Raw genomic sequence first — 15,306 nt, forward strand, 5'->3', positions numbered from 1 at the left:
GATGGACCAGACGCGTTATCCCACGAGTCCGGAGACCATCGTCGTCTTCACCGATCTGAACTGCTCCTTCGCGCACCTGGCCGTGCACAAGCTGCACGAGGCCCGCTGCCGGCTGGGCCTGGAGGGGCGGATCTCCTTCGACCACAGGGCGTTTCCGCTGGAGCTGTTCAACCTCACGGTGAACGAGCGGCCCGGCGTGGACTCCGAGGTGGCGGTCGTCGGCGGCATCGAGCCGAATGCCGGCTGGCGGTTGTGGCAGGGCCCGGACTGGACGTACCCGGTGACGATGTTGCCGGCGCTGGAGGCCGTGCAGGCGGCCAAGCGGCAGGGCTGGCAGGCCAGCGAGCGACTGGATCTGGCCCTGCGCCAGGCTTTCTGGGCGCAGGGCCGGTGCATCAGCATGCGGCACGTGATTCTGGACGTCGCCGAGGGCACGAAGGCCGTCGACGTCAAGGAGTTGGCCGCCGATCTGGACACCGGCCGGGCCCGCGCCGACGTGATGGCGCAGTTCGAGGCGGCCCGGGAGGGGCGGGTGAACTGCAGCCCGCACGTGTTCCTCGCCGACGGCACCGACGAGGCCAATCCGGGCGTGCGGGTGGACTGGGTGAACGGCGGTTTCGGCATCGGCTACCCCGTGATCGAGGCCTACGACCCCACGGTGTTCGACCGCCTGCTCTGTCACGCCGCGTCGCTGCTGTGACGTGGTGGCCCGAACCACCGGCTGAACGGTTCGCCACACCGTTCAGCCGGTCCTGTGGTTGACACATGACAATTCACGACCGACGCCGCGCCCTGGTCGTCGGCCTGGGCATCAGCGGCCTGGCCACCGCGGAGCAGCTTTCCGAATCGGGGTGGCGAACTGTCGTCGTGGAACGGGTTCCGGCCCGCCGCGGCGACAGTTACTTCCCGACCTGACCACGCACGACGGCGCGTTCGAGCCGCCGCCCGGACTCGCCCCGGAGGACGGCGAGTTCCGCCGGCCGCCGGCGGTCCACATGCGCAAAGCCCGCGGGCCCGAGCGCGGCTTCGCCATGAAGGACTACGGCATCGTCGCCGCCCGAGCGGCCACAGTGGACGGAGAAGGATGAGGCACGATCCCGCCAAGACCGAGCGGATTCTCGCGGTGTCACGGGAACTCGTGCTGAGTCGGGGCGTGCGCAACGTCAGCGTCTCCGACATCGCCGCCCGGGCCCACATCGGGCGGGGCACGCTGTACCTGTACTGGAAGACCAAGGAAGACCTGTTCATCGAGCTGGTCGCCCGCGACTACGTGACCGCCACCGACGAGTACATCGACGCGCTGGCCGAGGATCCCGGCATCGTCGGTCCACATCGGATGCTGCCCGCGATGGTCGAGTCCGGACTGCGGCACGCCTTCGTGCGGGCGGTGCAGACCGCCGACCTGGACACTTTGGGCCTGCTTGGACAGCACGAGAAAACCCGGGCGCTGCTCGGCGTGCTGGGTCCCGGCCGGATGTCCGCCGCCCTGCTGCCGATCTGGCGCCGGCACGGCTTCGCCCGCACGGACTGGACCGTGGCCGAACAGGAATACGTGATCCGGGCCGTGAACGCCGGGTTCTACTCCCTCGCCGTCAACACCGATGCCGTGCTGCACCCTGACGGTTTCGACACCGGAGCCGTGTTCGCCAGTTCGGTGCACGCCGTTCTCGACGCGCCGGGTGTGACGCCGGCTGTCGAATCGGCCGCCGCCGAGGCCCGGGAACTGCTGATCGGGCACCGCAACGCCGTCGTCGAATCGCTTTCGCTCGCCCACCACGCGAGCCGATCCCTGGAGCGGTGAAACGCGGCGCCCCGATGGACCACGACCTCGACGGCCGATCAGGCGCCACAGGATCCGTGGTGCTCGCGATGGTCGACGGCGAGATCACCAGCGGGTGACGAGCTTGTCCAGGACCGCCCCGGCCATCAGGCAGTAGCCGGCCGGGTCGGGGTGGATGTTCGGGCCGACCGGGGGCGGCTGGCACATGAACGTGTCCTGGCAGATGGTGGCCACGTTCAAGGGAATCCCGTCCGCGCCGGGCGTGAAGTCCGTGGTGTGGAAAGCGGATTCCACGTCGGCCACCGGCACGTTGTGCTGGCCGTAGGCGGCGGCGAGAATGCCGTTGACCTGCTGCGTCAGCGGCACCGACTGCCGGGCCAGTTGCTGTCCGGCGTCACCCTGGAGGAACGCGGCGAGGAACGGGTCGTACAGGTTGAGGCCGACGAACTTGGCGTAGGGGGCGGCGGCCTTGAGCCGGTCGAGGATAACCGGCAGGTTGGCCTGGATCGCGCCGACGCCCTGGGCGAGGCAGGCCATGTCGATCCCGGTCGCCGTCGCGCAGTTCTCCACGTCGGTGGCGCCGATGACGATGGTGATCAATGCGACCCGATTGCGGTGCGCGGTCAGGAAGTTGACGGCGGCGTCGAGTTGAGACTTCGCGCCGGGATAGGCGCAGACGCCGCCGCCGATCATGCTGGTGGTGGTCTCGGCCGGACAGCCGAGCTCGGTCAGCCGCAGCCCGCGGGCGAGGTCGTGGTCGAAGCCCTGGGCGGTGGGGTGGCCGACCCCCTGGGCGTCGGGCTGGAAGCCGACCGACAGAGAATCGCCCAGCGACAGGTAGACCGGGGCGGGGGAGGCCGACGCGGCCGTCCCGGTGGCGAGCACCAGCGCGGCGGCCGTCGCCGTCGCCAGCAGCCATTTCTTGAGCATGGAATCTCCGTTCAGGACAGGTGACGGCGACGCTATGTGCGGCTCGGACGGCCGGCAAGGGAACGGACGCGGATGCCGGTCGTGACTGCACGGGCGGCCGGACTGTGTTCGTACGGGTAGTTTTGACTGATCGGAGGACGGGGAAATGGTTCCCGTCCGGTCACGGCTGATAGAAAAGCGGCCATGCGCGATGCTGTGGTCCATACCTTGGCCGGCGACGTCCGAGGCCGGTGGACGGACGAGGTGGCGAGCTTTCTCGGCATTCCCTACGCCGCCGCGCCCTTCGGACCTCACCGCTTCCGCGCCCCTGCTGCGGTCACGCCGTGGACCGGCGTCCGCGACGCGCTGGAGTTCGGGCCGACCCCGCCCGGCGCGGGCCTGATCCCGGGCGGCGACCCGTTCCCGGATCCCAAGATTCCCGGTGAGGACTGCCTCAACCTCAACGTGTGGACGCCGGCGCTGACCGGCAAGCGACCGGTGCTGGTGTGGATTCCCGGCGGCGGCAACGTGATGGGATCGGCCGCGCAGTCCGTGTACGGCGGGGCCGCGTTCGCCCGTGACGGCGTGGTGCTGGTGTCGATCAACCACCGGCTCGGCGCGGAGGGTTTCGCCCACCTGCCGGACGCCCCGGCCAACCGGGGCCTGCGCGACCAGATCGCCGCCCTGGAATGGGTGCGGGACAACATCTCGGCCTTCGGTGGCGACCCGGCCAACGTCACAGTGGCTGGGCTGTCGGCCGGGGCCGGATCCGTGATGTCCTTGCTGTCGTTGGACACCGGGCTGTTCCGGCGGGCGATCATCCAAAGTGGCCTGTTGCGTGGTGCGCACGCTCCCGAGGACGCCGCCCTGGTCACCGCGCGGATCGCCCAGCACGCCGGGGTCGAGGCGACGGCCCAGGCGTTGAGCGCCATTGAGCCGGAGACTCTGGCCGGTATCGCCCTTGCCGTGTACGGAGAGTTGCAAGCCGACCCGGATCCGGCGGTGTGGGGCACCACGACGACGGGCTCCGCCCTGGCCTTCAGCACGGTCGTCGATGGCTCGTTGGTGACAGTTGACCCGTGGCAACGCGTTCTCGACGGATCGGGCCAGGAGACGGACCTGATGGTCGGCTGCGCCTCGGACGAGCTGCTCCGCATGCTGCCCGGCGCCGCCGATGTCGCCACCACGTTGACCCAGGCCCTGTTCCGCGGGCCCATCAACGAGCTGGCCGAGCACCGTCCCGGTCGGACCTTCGTCTACGAGTTCGCCTGGCGCTCACCGCTTCCCGGCGTCGGCGCGGCCCACGGCCTGGACATCGGCTTCGTCTTCGACACCCTCGGCCACTCCGCGCTGGAGGGTGACGCGCCGCCGCAGGATCTCGCCGACACCATGCACCAGGCCTGGATCTCGTTCGCCCGCGACGGGGCGCCGGGTTGGTCGGAGTACCCGTCGGTGATGCGCTTCGACACCCCCGCCGAAATCGTGGCCCGGTAAGGAAACGGAAACATCCGTGGTGCCCTCGCGTTGTTGGGCTCGCAACGAGAGGCGAAGGGAGTGCACCGGGTGGCCGCTGGCGTTGGCCGTCACCGTCGGGCGGGAGCCATCAGCCCCGACCTACGTTCCATCACCCCGTGACTGCCAGCTCCGGTGTCCGGGTCACCACCCGAGTCACGGGCACCGCCAGCGCCACCAGGGCGATCACCTCCGTGAACGCCATGCCCCGTTCCATCAGCCCCAGCGGGATGATCTCCCACCACGCCACGACACCCATCGCCGCCCCGACCGGCAACGCCGCCAAGATCGCCACGAACCAGCCCAGCGAGGCGTAGCCCAGCAACCGGGCCAACGCCCGCCGCCTCGGCGCGTCCGGAAAGGCCTGCGCCGCGGCCAGCAGCACGGCGATCGGCAGGGCCACGAAGGCCACCACGCTGGCGTACCGGTGCAGGAGGCCGCCGAGAGTGCCGGCCGCGTTCACGGCCCAGTTGTTCTTGGGGAACGCCACGATCACCAGCAGCCCCACCACCCACAGCCCGCCCAACACCACCGACGCCGTCGGCAGCCGACGCTGTGACCGCAGCACGCCGACGATCGCCGCGGACCCGGCCGCGACCAGCAGGACGGCGAGGTTGAAGATCCAGCTGTTGTCGGTGAGGCCGTACTGGCTGATGGTCTGCCGCAGCACGCTGACCGGCTCGGACGACGGCAGCACGGACAGCAGAACGATCAATGCGGCGCCCACGGCCAGGGCCGCGATGCCGAGCCGGGTGAAGGCGGTCGAAACGGTCATGCCTCCACCATCGCCACCGATCATCGGCGTTTGCTCGGCGCAACCTGTCGGAAGGCTGTCGGCGTGGGGATCACACCCAATGCCGCTGACCGCCGAGGACCTGCTGGACCGGCCGAAGATGGTCGAACTGCTGGCGGCGCAGGGTCCGCTGTTCGAGCCGGGCTCGAACAGCGGCTACCAGGCCATCTCGCACGGCTACCTGGTCGGCGAGGTGATCCGCCGTGTCACGGGCCAGACCTCGGGCAGTTCTTCCTGGCCAACGTGGCCGGCCTGCGGGACGACCCGCGCAAGATGGCGCTGATCGAGGCCCTGGACGAGGCCACCGATCCGGACACGATGATGTCTGGATCAGATCGTTTTCTTGACTGACTCCAGACAGGGTGGTGGGCTGGCCGAGACCCCGAGGAGGCGTGATGGCTTTCGAAGAGAACACCAAGCCGCTGACCACTGCGGCCGGCGCTCCCGTCGCCGACAACCAGAACAGCCTGACGGCCGGCCCGCGCGGGCCGATGCTGCTGCAGGACCTGTGGTTCCTGGAGAAACTCGCGCACTTCGACCGCGAGGTGATCCCCGAGCGGCGCATGCACGCCAAGGGCTCCGGCGCGTTCGGCACGTTCCGGGTCACCGGCGACATCAGCCGCTACACCCGCGCCGCGCTGTTCAACAGGATCGGCAACGAGTGCGAGGTGTTCCAGCGCTTCTCCACGGTGGCCGGCGAGCGCGGCGCCGCCGACGCCGAACGGGACATCCGCGGCTTCGCGCTGCGCTTCTACACCGAGGAAGGCAACTGGGACGTCGTCGGCAACAACACGCCGGTGTTCTTCTTCCGCGACCCGCTGAAGTTCCCGGACCTCAACCGGGCCGTGAAGCGGGACCCGCGCACCAATCTCCGCGACCCCGAGAACAACTGGGGCTTCTGGGTCAACCTGCCCGAGGCGCTGCACCAGGTCACCATCGTGATGAGCGAGCGGGGCATCCCGCGCTCCTACCGGCACATGCACGGCTTCGGCTCGCACACCTTCAGCCTCATCAACGCCGAGGGCGAGCGGCACTGGGTGAAGTTCCACTTCCGTACCCAGCAGGGCATCGAGAACCTCACCGACGCCGAGGCCGCGCAGGTCGTCGCCGGCGACCGCGAGTCGCACCAGCGTGACCTGTACGAGTCGATCGAGCGTGGTGACCATCCCAAGTGGACGCTGTGCGTGCAGGTCATGCCCGAGGCCGACGCCGCCGACTACCGCTTCCACCCGTTCGACCTGACCAAGGTGTGGAGCAAGAAGGACTATCCGCTGATCGAGGTGGGCGAGGTGACCCTCAACCGCAACCCCGACAACTACTTCGCCGACGTCGAGCAGGCCGCGTTCACCCCGGCCAACCTGGTGCCGGGCATCTCGTTCAGCCCCGACCGGATGCTGCAGGGCCGGTTGTTCTCCTACGGCGACGCCGCGCGGTACCGGCTGGGCGTGAACCACCACCAGATCCCGGTCAACCACCCGCGGGCCGCCGCGCTGGTCAACACGTACCACCGTGACGGCGGCATGCGGGTCGACGGCAACCAGGGCGGCGTGCCCGGCATCGAGCCCAACAACTTCGGGCGCTGGGCCGAGCAGCCCGCCTACGCCGACCCGGCCCAGGCCGTCGGCGCCACCGCCGACCGCTTCGACTTCCGGGCCGACGACGACAACTACTTCCAGCAGCCCGGCGACCTGTTCCGCCTGATGACCGGCGAGCAGCAGCAGGTCCTGTTCGACAACACCGCCCGGGCCATCAAGGGCGCCCGCCGGGAGACGATCGAGAAGCACATCGCGAACTGCGCCCAGGCCGACCCGGCCTACGGCGACGGCGTCCGCAAAGCCTGCGAAGCCCACTCCGCCCTCTGACCCCTCCACCCCCGCGAGTCCCGCTCAGCGTCACACCGAAAGTACAAAACGGATTCATACAGTTCGGTGTGACTGTGGGCGGGACTCGCGGGGGTGTGAAGTCGGCCCAAGTCAGGGCTGCGCACCGTCGGCGTGCACGGACAGGACGTCGGCGATTGCCCGGTTCGCCGGCGTCGGCACCCCGAGGGCCCGGGCCCGGTCGACGACGTCGCCGCTGAGCCAGGCCACTTCCAGCCGGTTTCCGCGCTCCAGGTCGTGGTGCATCGAGGAGGCCATGGCCTGGTCGACAGTGTCCACAAAGGCCATTCGGTCGTCGGCGTAGTCGGCCGGCAGTTCGACGCCCGAGGCCCGTGCGACCTCGACGACCTCGTCCATGACGTCGTGCAGGAACGCCCGGGAACGCGGGTTGGCCCGGATCGGGCCGATCGCCGTGCGGGCCAGGCTGGTGACGCCGGACAGGCCGACCAGGAACACGAACTTCTCCCAGATCGTGCGCGCGATGTCCGGGCTCACCTCGGCGTCGAGCCCGCTTTCCCGACAGGCCTGGAGAAACGCCTCGACCCTCGGCGTGGACACGCCGTCGTACTCGCCGAAGACCAAGCGCTGCAACGTGTTCGCGTGGTTGATGACGCACGGTTCGGCGATCGTCGCCGCGATGTAGCAGACGCCGCCCAGCACGTGCTCGGGGCCGAGGATGCGGCGCAGGATGTCGTCCTTCACCACGCCGTTCTGGAACGACACCACCGCCGTGTCAGGCCGCAACAACGGTCGGATCTGGGCGGCGGCGGACTCGGTGTCCCACAGCTTCACGCCGAACAGCACCAGGTCGACGGGCTCCAGCTCGGCCGGATCGTCGGTGGCCACGAGCTCGGTCAGGTGCAGGTCGCCCAGCGGGCTCCGCACCTGGAGTCCGTTCTCCTGCAAGGCTTTCAGGTGGGTGCCGCGAGCGACGAACGCCACCTCGTGACCACCCGCGGCCAGCCTGGCCCCGAAGTAGCCACCGACCCCGCCCGTGCCCATCACCGCGATCCGCATGTGTCCTCCCGGGTTGTTCATAGCACGCCGGCCCGGATGGCGAAGGCGACCGCCTGGGTGCGGTTGCGCAGCCGGAACCGGGTGATCAGCTCGTGCAGGTCCTTCTTCACCGTGCTCTCGGAGTACGACAGCGCGTCGGCGATCTCCTTGGTCTCGCGGCCTTCGGCCAGCAGCCGCAGGATCTCCACCTCGCGCGTCGAGAGACCGACGCCGGTGTAGCCGAGCGGGTGCAGGATCGTGCGCTGAAGGTCGCGGACCTGTCGCAGCAGCGGGCCCATCAGCTCCGGCGACACGATCCCCGCGCCCCGGGCGGCCGCGTCGATCGCCTCGACGAGCTGGGCGCCGCTGGTCGAGGCGCTGTCCAACACCGCGACGACGCCGTGGCCGATCAGCGTCAACAGCGAGCCGGCCTGGAGTTGGCGGGTCAGCAGCACGATCGGGACGCCCAGTGCGGCGGTGTCCTGGACCCGACCCATGGTCGAGGGCAGGAAGACGTCGTCCACCACCAGGGCCACGTCGATCGGCGGCGTGCAGGCCAGGGTGAACTGGCCGTCCAGCAGCGCGGCGACGGCCTTGCCGGTGATCACGTCCGGGGCCACCACGTGGACTCTGCGCACGCGCCTTCCCTTCTCCTGTTGCCTTCGCCAGGTTACCCGAGTAACCATAGTTTCGGTTATTAAGGAGGTCTCACGTGAAGCCTTGGCTGCGGGCCGCCTCGGCCGTGCTGGCCGTCGGCTGGGGCGCCAACCAGTTCTCGCCGCTGCTGATCGTCTACCGCGACCTCGACCACCTCTCGTCCTCGCTGGTCGCGGCCGTGTTCGGGGCGTACGTGATCGGCCTGATCCCGGCCCTGCTGGTCGGGGCCCCGCTGTCGGCCCGGCTCGGCCGGCGGGGCGTGATGCGGCCGGTGTTGGTCCTGTCGGCCCTGGCTTCGGTGATCTTGATCTTCGGCGCGGACAACCTCTGGCTGTTGGGCCTCGGACGGCTGGTCGCCGGCGTGGCCTCCGGCGCCGCTTTCGGCCCGGGCAGCGCGTGGATCAAGGAGTTGTCTCCGAGCGGGGGAGCGCGGCGGTCCGCCGGCGCCCTGTCGGCCGGCTTCGGTGGCGGCCCGCTCGTCGCCGGCATTTTGGCTCAGTGGCTGCCCATGCCGGCGGTCGTGCCGTATCTGGCGCATCTGGTTGTCGTGGCTGTGGCCGCCGCGTTGTGTTGGCACGCCCCGGAGACCAGTCCCGTCTCTGGCCGCCGGGTCCGGCTGCGCAACGCCTTGCGGCACCCCGAGTTCCTGCGCCGGGTCGTGCCCAGCGCCCCGCTGGTCTTCGGCGCCGCCACCACGAGTTTCGCCGTGCTGCCGACGATCCTGCCCGTGCCCGGCGTGCCCATCGCCAGCAGCGGCGCGATCGCCGGCCTCACGCTCGGCAGCGGGCTCCTCGTCCAGCCATTGGCTCGTCGCCTGGAGGCTCGCCGCGCCGGTTCCGTACTGACCTTCGGACTCGCTTCGGCCGTTCTGGGCTTTCTGCTCGCCGCCCTGTCCGTCGGCCTGGGCCAGGTGTTTCTCCTGGTTCCGACCGCCATCGTGTTGGGTTGCGGCTACGGCATGCTCCTGGTCGGCGGCCTCAGCCGGGTCGAGGCGCTGGCCTCGGCCGAGGAGCTCGCCGGCGTCACCGCGGTGTTCTATTGCCTGGCCTACGTCGGCTTCGTCGCGCCCTACCTGTTCACCGCCGTCAACACCATCGCCCCGGCCGCCCTGGTGTTCGTGGCGGCGGCGGTCGTGGTCGCGCTTCTCGTCCCAGTAACCGTCAAATAGGTTACTATTGGTGATGTGGACGACACGCTGCCCAAGGTTCGGGTGACCGCCCAGCTGCGGGAGCTCCGGTACGACGCGGGCTCGCCGTCGCTGAACCTGTTGGCCACCATCGGCCGCCGCCCCAGCGCCGGCATCGAGCGTCTCACCGACGTGACGCGGCTCCGGACCTGGGCCGACGGCATCGGCTTCCCGTTGGCCGAGGGAGAGGCCGGCGCCGACACCTTGGCCGGTCTGCGCCGCCTACGGGAGGAGATCTTCGCCGTCGTCACCGACGCCATGGCCGGCCGCCCGGTTTCTCCCGCCGCGGTCAATGCCGCCGCGTCGATCTCCCCGCCCCGCCTTGTGCCGGCCCTCCACGACCTCCGTTGGTCCGCCGACGATCTGACCGCTGTGTTGGCCCGGGACGCCATCGACGTGCTCCTCGATCCCAACCGCCGCTCCCGGCTACGGGCGTGCGATTCCCCGGTCTGCCGCATGATCTTTCTCGACTCTCCCGGCGGCCGCCCGCGCCGGTGGTGCTCCATGAGCCGTTGCGGCAACACCAGCAAGGCCGCCGCGTACCGGGACCGCGCCCACTAGTTCACGCTCCGTGGTCAAGAATCCGCCAATGATCGCCGGTCATGCTCGCGTTCCGCCACGAGCAAGGGGAGTGTCATGGATCAGGTCGCCGTGCATGTCGTCGCTCCGGACGTCATCGCCTCGGCCGGGCTCGGCTCGCTCCTGCGCCGCCATCCCCGCATCGTCGAGTCGTCACCGCCCGACGTCGTCGTCTTTTCCGTCCCCCGCCTCGACTTCGCCGCCGTCACCCGCCTCCGCCAGCTTCCGCCCGTGCCCCTCGTCCTGCTCGCCGGCTCCGTCGACGAGGGCGTCCCGTTGACCGAGTGCCGTGTCGTCGCTGTCGTCGATCGCTCCCGGGCCAGCGGCCCCGAGCTCACCGACGCCGTCCTCGCCGCTTTCTCAGCCCCACAGCCATTGTCGCCCCGGGACCTGGCCGCGCAGCTTGTTCCCTTGACCTCGCCCCGCCGGCCTTCGCCGCCCACCGGCTTCACCACCCGTGAGGTCGAGGTGCTCCGGCTCCTGGCCGACGGCGCCGAGACCGCCGAGATCGCCAGGCGGCTCACCTATTCCGAGAGCACCATCAAACACGTCCTGCACACGCTCTCCACCCGCCACAAGTTCCGCAACCGCGTCCAGGCCGTCGCCTTCGCCCTGCGCTCCGGCGTCCTCTGACTCACGTCAGCGGCTCCCCGCCATCCACCCGCAGCGTCACACCCGTCAAGAACCGGTTGGTCATGGCGAAAACCACCGCCTGCGCGATGTCCTCCACCGTCCCGATCCGCCGCGCCGGGTTGTGCGTGCGGAAGTGCTCGAAGTACTCCGCCTTTCCCGGTTCCCCCAACGCATCCCAGATGCCCGTGTCGATGACGCCGGGGGAGATGGCGTTGACCCGCACCGGCGCCATCTCCAACGACAGCGAGCGGGTCAGGAAGTCCGCCGCCCCGTTGGTGATCGCCACGCCGAGGTAGCCGACCGCGGGCTTGAACGCCGCCACGCCGCTGAACAGCGTGAAGGACTCGGTGATGCTGAGGTGCTTGGCCAGCATCGCCGGCCCGATCACCTTGGTGTTGAAGGACTGCAGCAACGACTCGCGGTCCAGGTCGCCGAGCAGACCGCGGGCGCGGGCGGAGGCAGTGGTGACGACGTGGTCCACGGGCCCGAGCCGGGCGGCCAAGGCCTGGATGGAGGCGTCGTCCGTGACGTCGACGGTCTCGGCTCGAACGGCGTCGCCGTAGCCGTCGCGCAGCTTCTGAGCGTCACGGCCGGCGGCGACGACCTCCGCGCCCTCGGCGAGGGCGGCCTCGACGACGGCGCGGGCGATACCGCTGGGGCGGCCGATGACCAGCGCGGACTTGTCCTGAAACGAAGTTCCCATGCCTTGAAGTTTGCCACGTAGGCGCTACAGTTGCCTAGGAGGCAAAACCTTGCGAGGAGGTTGTCGTGACCACTTCGGACATGCAGCTCGATCTGGACGAGCTGCCGACGACACGGGGAACGGTCGAGGCCCGGACCGGTTCTGGGTCAGCCCGTACGCGGTGCACTTCTCCCGGATCAAGGTCAGCGACCTGCTGTTGATCGACGAGCAGGGCCGAGTGGCGGAAGGCAGCCGCCGCACGAACAAGGCGGCGTTCTGGATCCACTCGTCTGTCCACAGTGCACGGCCGGACGTGGTCGCCGTCGCCCATGCGCACAGCATCCACGGGCGAGCGTTCGCGGCGCTGGGCAAGACCCTGGACCCGATCATCCAGGAGTCATGCGCCTTCTACAGCGATCACGTGCTGTTTGACGAGTACAAGGGCCCGGCACAGCTTCCAGATCCTGGCCGACCTGGTCCTGGCCACCGAGCCGGACGTGCTGGACTAGTAGGGTTTTGCCTCATGGGCGAGGACATCGACCGGCTGGTGGCCGACCGGCTGCGGCAGGTGCGGCTGGACCGCGGGCTCACGCTGACCCAGCTCGGGCAGCTAACCGGCATCTCCATCACGCACCTTTCCCGCATCGAGAAGGGTGAGCGGCAGCCGTCCATCGGCAGCCTGCTCCAGCTCGCCCGGGCCTACGGCGTGTCGATCGGGACCCTGGTCGAGGACCTGCCCGAGCAGGAGTACCACCTCGTCCGGGCAGGCGAGGCCACCGTGCACGAGAGCGGCGACGCCCGCTACGAGGTCCTCAGCGGCCCCCATGCCGGCGTCGCCGTCGTCACGGTCGAGCTCCCCGCCGGCGCCAGCACCGCGGAGGCCAACCACACCGGCGAAGAATGGCTGCACGCCCTCGCCGGCTCCGTGCTGGTTCGCTTGGGGGACAACGAGATCGTCCTCAAGCCCGGCGATTCCCTCCAGTTCGACTCGGCCGTCGCGCACTCGCTGCACAACACGTCGAAGCGGGCCGTGCGGGCGCTGATCGCTTCTTCCTCAACGCCCGCACGGCATCCCGTCAGCGGAATTCCCCGGCACTAGGCCCCGAGGCCGGCCACCCCGAAGCCCACCGAGAACCGTTCGCACCACACCAGCACGCTCTTGTACTGCGCGATGTCCGTGCCCGCCGGCACCGCGTAGACCTCGTTGCCGTTGGTGGCCTTCAGATTCCCCAGATCCAGGTGGCCGTCCCCGCCGAAGGCGGCGTCGCCGGCATCCTGCGCCTTGTCGGTCAGCCACACGTGCACCGCGGGGCCGTCGCTCGTGCTGAAGTCCCGCAGCTGCACCGTGTACGAGCCGTCCGCGCCCTTCACGATCTCCGCCTGGCCGCTCGTCGGGTGGGCCAGCGTTCGGAACGTCCCCTTCTGCACGGCCCCGTCCGTCAGCTTCTCGTTCACCGTGCTGCTGGTGAACAGCTTCCACGGCTGGAACGCCCACAGCCCCACGCCGACCAGGACGATCACCGCCACCGCCACCGGAACCACGATCTTGCGCCGTGCCAGGAGCGCCCGCATCGAACCACCTCGTCCATCGGCGGCCGACCCTGCCGGTCGGCCCTACTGCTGTCTGTAACGAGGCCTGCACGCGCCGATGATCCCGTTGCGTCCTTACGGAGCGGTGACGTCCGTTGTGGACGATGCCTTGACCGCCGGCGGTCGTCGGCCCGTGTCACGTCACGCTCCGTAGCCGGATTGGGTCATTGCAGGCTTTCACTACTTAAGTAGTTAAAGGTGGTAGGGTCGGATCAACACGGCGTTGAGCTGGGAGAACGTGGGGAGAACGGGCATGGTGGACGGGCAGGCCCCGGTACTGACCGAGGGGCTGGGCAAGAAGTACCGGCGGGGATGGGCGCTGCGTGACTGCACGCTGCGTGTCCCGGAGAACCGGGTGGTGGCCCTGGTGGGGCCGAACGGGGCGGGCAAGAGCACGCTGATGGGCCTGGTCACGGGCCTGGTGAAGCCGACGGCGGGGGAGATCGCGGTGTTCGGGGACGTGCCGAACGGGCGGGGCCTGCACCCGGCGGTGGCTTTCCTGGCGCAGCAGAAGCCGCTGTACCCGCAGTTCACGGTGGCGGAGACGCTGCGGTTCGGGCAGCGGACCAATCCGACGTGGGACCAGGAATACGCGGAGGGCCTGGTTCGACGGGCGCAGGTGCCGCTGACGGCGAAGGTCGGGACGCTGTCCGGTGGCCAGCGGACGCGGGTGGCGCTGGCGTTGGCCCTGGGCAAGCGGCCGAGGTTGCTGCTGCTGGACGAGCCGCTGGCCGACCTGGACCCACTGGCCCGCGAGTCGGTGCTGCGCAACCTGGTCGAGGAGAGCCGCCGGCAGGGGATCACGGTTTTGCTGTCCTCGCACGTGCTGGCCGAGCTGGAAGGCGTGTGCGATCACCTGGTGCTGCTGGCCAACGGCCAGGTCCGGGTCGCCGGCGACGTCGACACCCTGTTGGATGGGCACGTGCTGCTCGTAGGACCGCCCGAAGGCCCGTTGCCGTTGCCGGCGAGCTCCGTGATCGACGCCCGCCGCACGGCCGAGGGGCAGGAGGTGCTGGTGCCCGCGTCTCTGGCCGGTGGAGTGCGGGGTTGGCGGCAACTGCGCCCCAGGCTGGGGCACCTGGCCCTGGGCTACATGCGCGACGCTTCCCGTGAGGTGGCGGCATGATCCGGGTCGTGTGGCGTCAGCAGCGCGCCCAGTTGATCACCCTGCTGGCCGTGTTCGTGGTCGGGGCGGCGGCGTTGCTGGCCGTCCGCGCGTCGATGGTGTCCTATCTGGACGGACATGCGCTCGGGAACTGCGTGGCCATCGGCATTCGGGCCGACGGCGGCTGCGGGAACGACGTCGTCCAGTCCTTTCAGGACACCTGGTTCGACCGGATGAAGATCGGGCAGCTGTTCGTGCTCGCGCTGCCCGTGCTGGTCGGCCTGTTCGGCGGGGCGCCGCTGTTCGCCCGTGAGCTGGAACAGGGCACGCACGTGTTGGCGTTCACCCAGTCGGTGAGCCGGATCCGGTGGATGTCCAGCAAGATCGCGGTGGCCGCGGCGCCCGCGCTGGTCGTGGTGGTTGCCCTGCAGCTGCTGGTCGAGTGGTGGGTCGGCGCGGCGGGGAAGATCGGCCCGCTGGCCAGCGGACCGTACTTCTACGCCACGTTCGGCACCAGCGGCCTCGCGCCCGTGGCCTACACGCTGTTCGCCTTCTCGCTGGGCATGTTCGTCGGCGCGGCGTCCCGGCGGACGCTGGTGGCGATGACCGTGACCCTCGCCGTGACGGTTGTCCTGCGCTACGCGCTGTCCAGCCTGCAGAAGTTCCTCGTGCCGGCGCAGCGAATCGTCTCCGACGACCCGTCGGTGTCCAAGGTCGAACCGGGCTCGCTGACCGTCTTCGGCGGCTACCTCGACGCCAACGGCACTGTGGTGCCCAACGCCACGAACGCCGTCATGAACTGCGGGTCGAAGGGCGACGCGCCGGTCACCGACACCGCCACCTGCTACCGCGACCACGGCCTGGTGAAGTGGTTCGCCGACGTCGTCCCGGCCGAGGCCGCGGGCACCGTGCACCTGGTGGAGGCCGCGATCTACCTCGGCCTGGCCGTGGTGCTCGTGCTCGCCACCGGCTGGGCCGTGCGCCGGCAGGCATGAGCCGTGGCG

At 69.8% G+C, this 15,306-nt stretch carries 18 protein-coding genes; 12 read left to right on the top strand and 6 right to left on the bottom strand.

Annotation, left to right across the window (positions count from 1 at the left end):
• The first annotated feature begins 1 nt into the window (after position 1).
• The 3 genes from AB0M73_RS31635 (at position 2) to AB0M73_RS31645 (ending at position 1,801) form a co-directional block, all read left to right on the top strand.
• A complete protein-coding gene (locus AB0M73_RS31635) occupies positions 2–700 on the top strand; it encodes a DsbA family protein (protein WP_363898220.1) in 699 nt (232 codons plus the stop codon).
• Between the two features lie 65 nt (positions 701–765).
• Positions 766–915: an FAD-dependent oxidoreductase gene (locus AB0M73_RS31640; protein ID WP_363898224.1), complete on the top strand. Its 150-nt coding sequence runs from the start codon at positions 766–768 to the stop codon at positions 913–915.
• Between the two features lie 169 nt (positions 916–1,084).
• Complete coding sequence (locus AB0M73_RS31645; RefSeq protein ID WP_363898227.1) at positions 1,085–1,801, top strand: helix-turn-helix domain-containing protein; 717 nt, start codon at positions 1,085–1,087, stop codon at positions 1,799–1,801.
• Positions 1,802–1,885: 84 nt separating this feature from the next.
• Here AB0M73_RS31645 and AB0M73_RS31650 read toward each other — a convergent pair whose 3' ends face one another.
• Positions 1,886–2,710 carry an SGNH/GDSL hydrolase family protein gene (locus AB0M73_RS31650; protein ID WP_363898231.1) on the bottom strand — a complete coding sequence of 275 codons (825 nt, stop codon included), beginning with the start codon at positions 2,708–2,710 and terminating at the stop codon, positions 1,886–1,888.
• Between the two features lie 183 nt (positions 2,711–2,893).
• Here AB0M73_RS31650 and AB0M73_RS31655 point away from each other — a divergent pair, with 183 nt between their 5' ends.
• The gene (locus AB0M73_RS31655) at positions 2,894–4,183 is read left to right on the top strand and encodes a carboxylesterase family protein (protein WP_363898234.1); all 1,290 of its coding nucleotides are present in this window, start codon (positions 2,894–2,896) and stop codon (positions 4,181–4,183) included.
• A 130-nt stretch (positions 4,184–4,313) separates the two neighbouring features.
• Here the strand turns inward: AB0M73_RS31655 and AB0M73_RS31660 are convergent, their stop codons facing one another.
• Positions 4,314–4,976, bottom strand: coding sequence for a DUF998 domain-containing protein (locus tag AB0M73_RS31660; protein ID WP_363898237.1), 663 nt, complete (start codon positions 4,974–4,976; stop codon positions 4,314–4,316).
• A 79-nt stretch (positions 4,977–5,055) separates the two neighbouring features.
• Here AB0M73_RS31660 and AB0M73_RS31665 point away from each other — a divergent pair, with 79 nt between their 5' ends.
• Together AB0M73_RS31665 and AB0M73_RS31670 are read left to right on the top strand one after the other, a co-directional pair.
• A complete protein-coding gene (locus AB0M73_RS31665) occupies positions 5,056–5,277 on the top strand; it encodes a serine hydrolase (RefSeq protein ID WP_363898240.1) in 222 nt (73 codons plus the stop codon).
• 112 nt (positions 5,278–5,389) lie between these two features.
• Complete coding sequence (locus AB0M73_RS31670) at positions 5,390–6,856, top strand: catalase (protein WP_363898243.1); 1,467 nt, start codon at positions 5,390–5,392, stop codon at positions 6,854–6,856.
• A gap of 111 nt (positions 6,857–6,967) precedes the next feature.
• Here AB0M73_RS31670 and AB0M73_RS31675 read toward each other — a convergent pair whose 3' ends face one another.
• Both AB0M73_RS31675 and AB0M73_RS31680 read right to left on the bottom strand, forming a co-directional pair.
• Positions 6,968–7,891, bottom strand: a complete 924-nt coding sequence (locus tag AB0M73_RS31675; protein ID WP_363898246.1) for a 2-dehydropantoate 2-reductase — start codon at positions 7,889–7,891, stop codon at positions 6,968–6,970.
• Positions 7,892–7,908: 17 nt separating this feature from the next.
• Positions 7,909–8,508 (bottom strand): response regulator transcription factor, encoded by a 600-nt coding sequence (locus AB0M73_RS31680; protein WP_363898249.1) that lies wholly within the window; start codon positions 8,506–8,508, stop codon positions 7,909–7,911.
• Positions 8,509–8,582: 74 nt separating this feature from the next.
• Between AB0M73_RS31680 and AB0M73_RS31685 the strand changes: the two genes are divergently transcribed.
• The 3 genes from AB0M73_RS31685 (at position 8,583) to AB0M73_RS31695 (ending at position 10,925) form a co-directional block, all read left to right on the top strand.
• Entirely contained in the window at positions 8,583–9,695 is a 1,113-nt protein-coding gene (locus AB0M73_RS31685) for an MFS transporter (protein ID WP_363898252.1), read from the top strand.
• Positions 9,696–9,710: 15 nt separating this feature from the next.
• Positions 9,711–10,274, top strand: a complete 564-nt coding sequence (locus AB0M73_RS31690) for a CGNR zinc finger domain-containing protein (protein WP_363898255.1) — start codon at positions 9,711–9,713, stop codon at positions 10,272–10,274.
• Between the two features lie 75 nt (positions 10,275–10,349).
• Positions 10,350–10,925: a LuxR C-terminal-related transcriptional regulator gene (locus tag AB0M73_RS31695; RefSeq protein WP_363898258.1), complete on the top strand. Its 576-nt coding sequence runs from the start codon at positions 10,350–10,352 to the stop codon at positions 10,923–10,925.
• Between the two features lies 1 nt (position 10,926).
• Here AB0M73_RS31695 and AB0M73_RS31700 read toward each other — a convergent pair whose 3' ends face one another.
• Positions 10,927–11,628 (bottom strand): SDR family oxidoreductase, encoded by a 702-nt coding sequence (locus AB0M73_RS31700; RefSeq protein ID WP_363898261.1) that lies wholly within the window; start codon positions 11,626–11,628, stop codon positions 10,927–10,929.
• A 49-nt stretch (positions 11,629–11,677) separates the two neighbouring features.
• Here AB0M73_RS31700 and AB0M73_RS31705 point away from each other — a divergent pair, with 49 nt between their 5' ends.
• Complete coding sequence (locus AB0M73_RS31705) at positions 11,678–12,706, top strand: class II aldolase/adducin family protein (RefSeq protein WP_363898264.1); 1,029 nt, start codon at positions 11,678–11,680, stop codon at positions 12,704–12,706.
• On the opposite strand, the gene AB0M73_RS31710 is transcribed toward AB0M73_RS31705, so the two are convergent.
• Positions 12,703–13,179 carry a DM13 domain-containing protein gene (locus AB0M73_RS31710; RefSeq protein WP_363898267.1) on the bottom strand — a complete coding sequence of 159 codons (477 nt, stop codon included), beginning with the start codon at positions 13,177–13,179 and terminating at the stop codon, positions 12,703–12,705. The genes AB0M73_RS31705 and AB0M73_RS31710 overlap by 4 nt on opposite strands.
• A 271-nt stretch (positions 13,180–13,450) precedes the next feature.
• Here AB0M73_RS31710 and AB0M73_RS31715 point away from each other — a divergent pair, with 271 nt between their 5' ends.
• Together AB0M73_RS31715 and AB0M73_RS31720 are read left to right on the top strand one after the other, a co-directional pair.
• Positions 13,451–14,323, top strand: a complete 873-nt coding sequence (locus AB0M73_RS31715) for an ABC transporter ATP-binding protein (RefSeq protein ID WP_363898271.1) — start codon at positions 13,451–13,453, stop codon at positions 14,321–14,323.
• Entirely contained in the window at positions 14,320–15,297 is a 978-nt protein-coding gene (locus AB0M73_RS31720; protein WP_363898274.1) for a hypothetical protein, read from the top strand. Before AB0M73_RS31715 ends, AB0M73_RS31720 begins: the two co-directional genes overlap by 4 nt.
• Positions 15,298–15,306: the final 9 nt, after the last annotated feature.

The organism is Kutzneria sp. NPDC051319 (assembly GCF_040682195.1).
Classification (GTDB): Bacteria; Actinomycetota; Actinomycetes; order Mycobacteriales; family Pseudonocardiaceae; genus Kutzneria.

Bases quoted from the DNA above. Each gene is read 5' to 3' on its own strand.
- AB0M73_RS31635 (WP_363898220.1), top strand. From the start codon at position 2: ATGGACCAGACGCGTTATCCCACGAGTCCGGAGACCATCGTCGTCTTC.
- AB0M73_RS31640 (WP_363898224.1), top strand. From the start codon at position 766: ATGACAATTCACGACCGACGCCGCGCCCTGGTCGTCGGCCTGGGCATC.
- AB0M73_RS31645 (WP_363898227.1), top strand. From the start codon at position 1,085: ATGAGGCACGATCCCGCCAAGACCGAGCGGATTCTCGCGGTGTCACGG.
- AB0M73_RS31650 (WP_363898231.1), bottom strand. From the start codon at position 2,710: ATGCTCAAGAAATGGCTGCTGGCGACGGCGACGGCCGCCGCGCTGGTG.
- AB0M73_RS31655 (WP_363898234.1), top strand. From the start codon at position 2,894: ATGCGCGATGCTGTGGTCCATACCTTGGCCGGCGACGTCCGAGGCCGG.
- AB0M73_RS31660 (WP_363898237.1), bottom strand. From the start codon at position 4,976: ATGACCGTTTCGACCGCCTTCACCCGGCTCGGCATCGCGGCCCTGGCC.
- AB0M73_RS31665 (WP_363898240.1), top strand. From the start codon at position 5,056: ATGCCGCTGACCGCCGAGGACCTGCTGGACCGGCCGAAGATGGTCGAA.
- AB0M73_RS31670 (WP_363898243.1), top strand. From the start codon at position 5,390: ATGGCTTTCGAAGAGAACACCAAGCCGCTGACCACTGCGGCCGGCGCT.
- AB0M73_RS31675 (WP_363898246.1), bottom strand. From the start codon at position 7,891: ATGCGGATCGCGGTGATGGGCACGGGCGGGGTCGGTGGCTACTTCGGG.
- AB0M73_RS31695 (WP_363898258.1), top strand. From the start codon at position 10,350: ATGGATCAGGTCGCCGTGCATGTCGTCGCTCCGGACGTCATCGCCTCG.
- AB0M73_RS31700 (WP_363898261.1), bottom strand. From the start codon at position 11,628: ATGGGAACTTCGTTTCAGGACAAGTCCGCGCTGGTCATCGGCCGCCCC.
- AB0M73_RS31710 (WP_363898267.1), bottom strand. From the start codon at position 13,179: ATGCGGGCGCTCCTGGCACGGCGCAAGATCGTGGTTCCGGTGGCGGTG.
- AB0M73_RS31715 (WP_363898271.1), top strand. From the start codon at position 13,451: ATGGTGGACGGGCAGGCCCCGGTACTGACCGAGGGGCTGGGCAAGAAG.
- AB0M73_RS31720 (WP_363898274.1), top strand. From the start codon at position 14,320: ATGATCCGGGTCGTGTGGCGTCAGCAGCGCGCCCAGTTGATCACCCTG.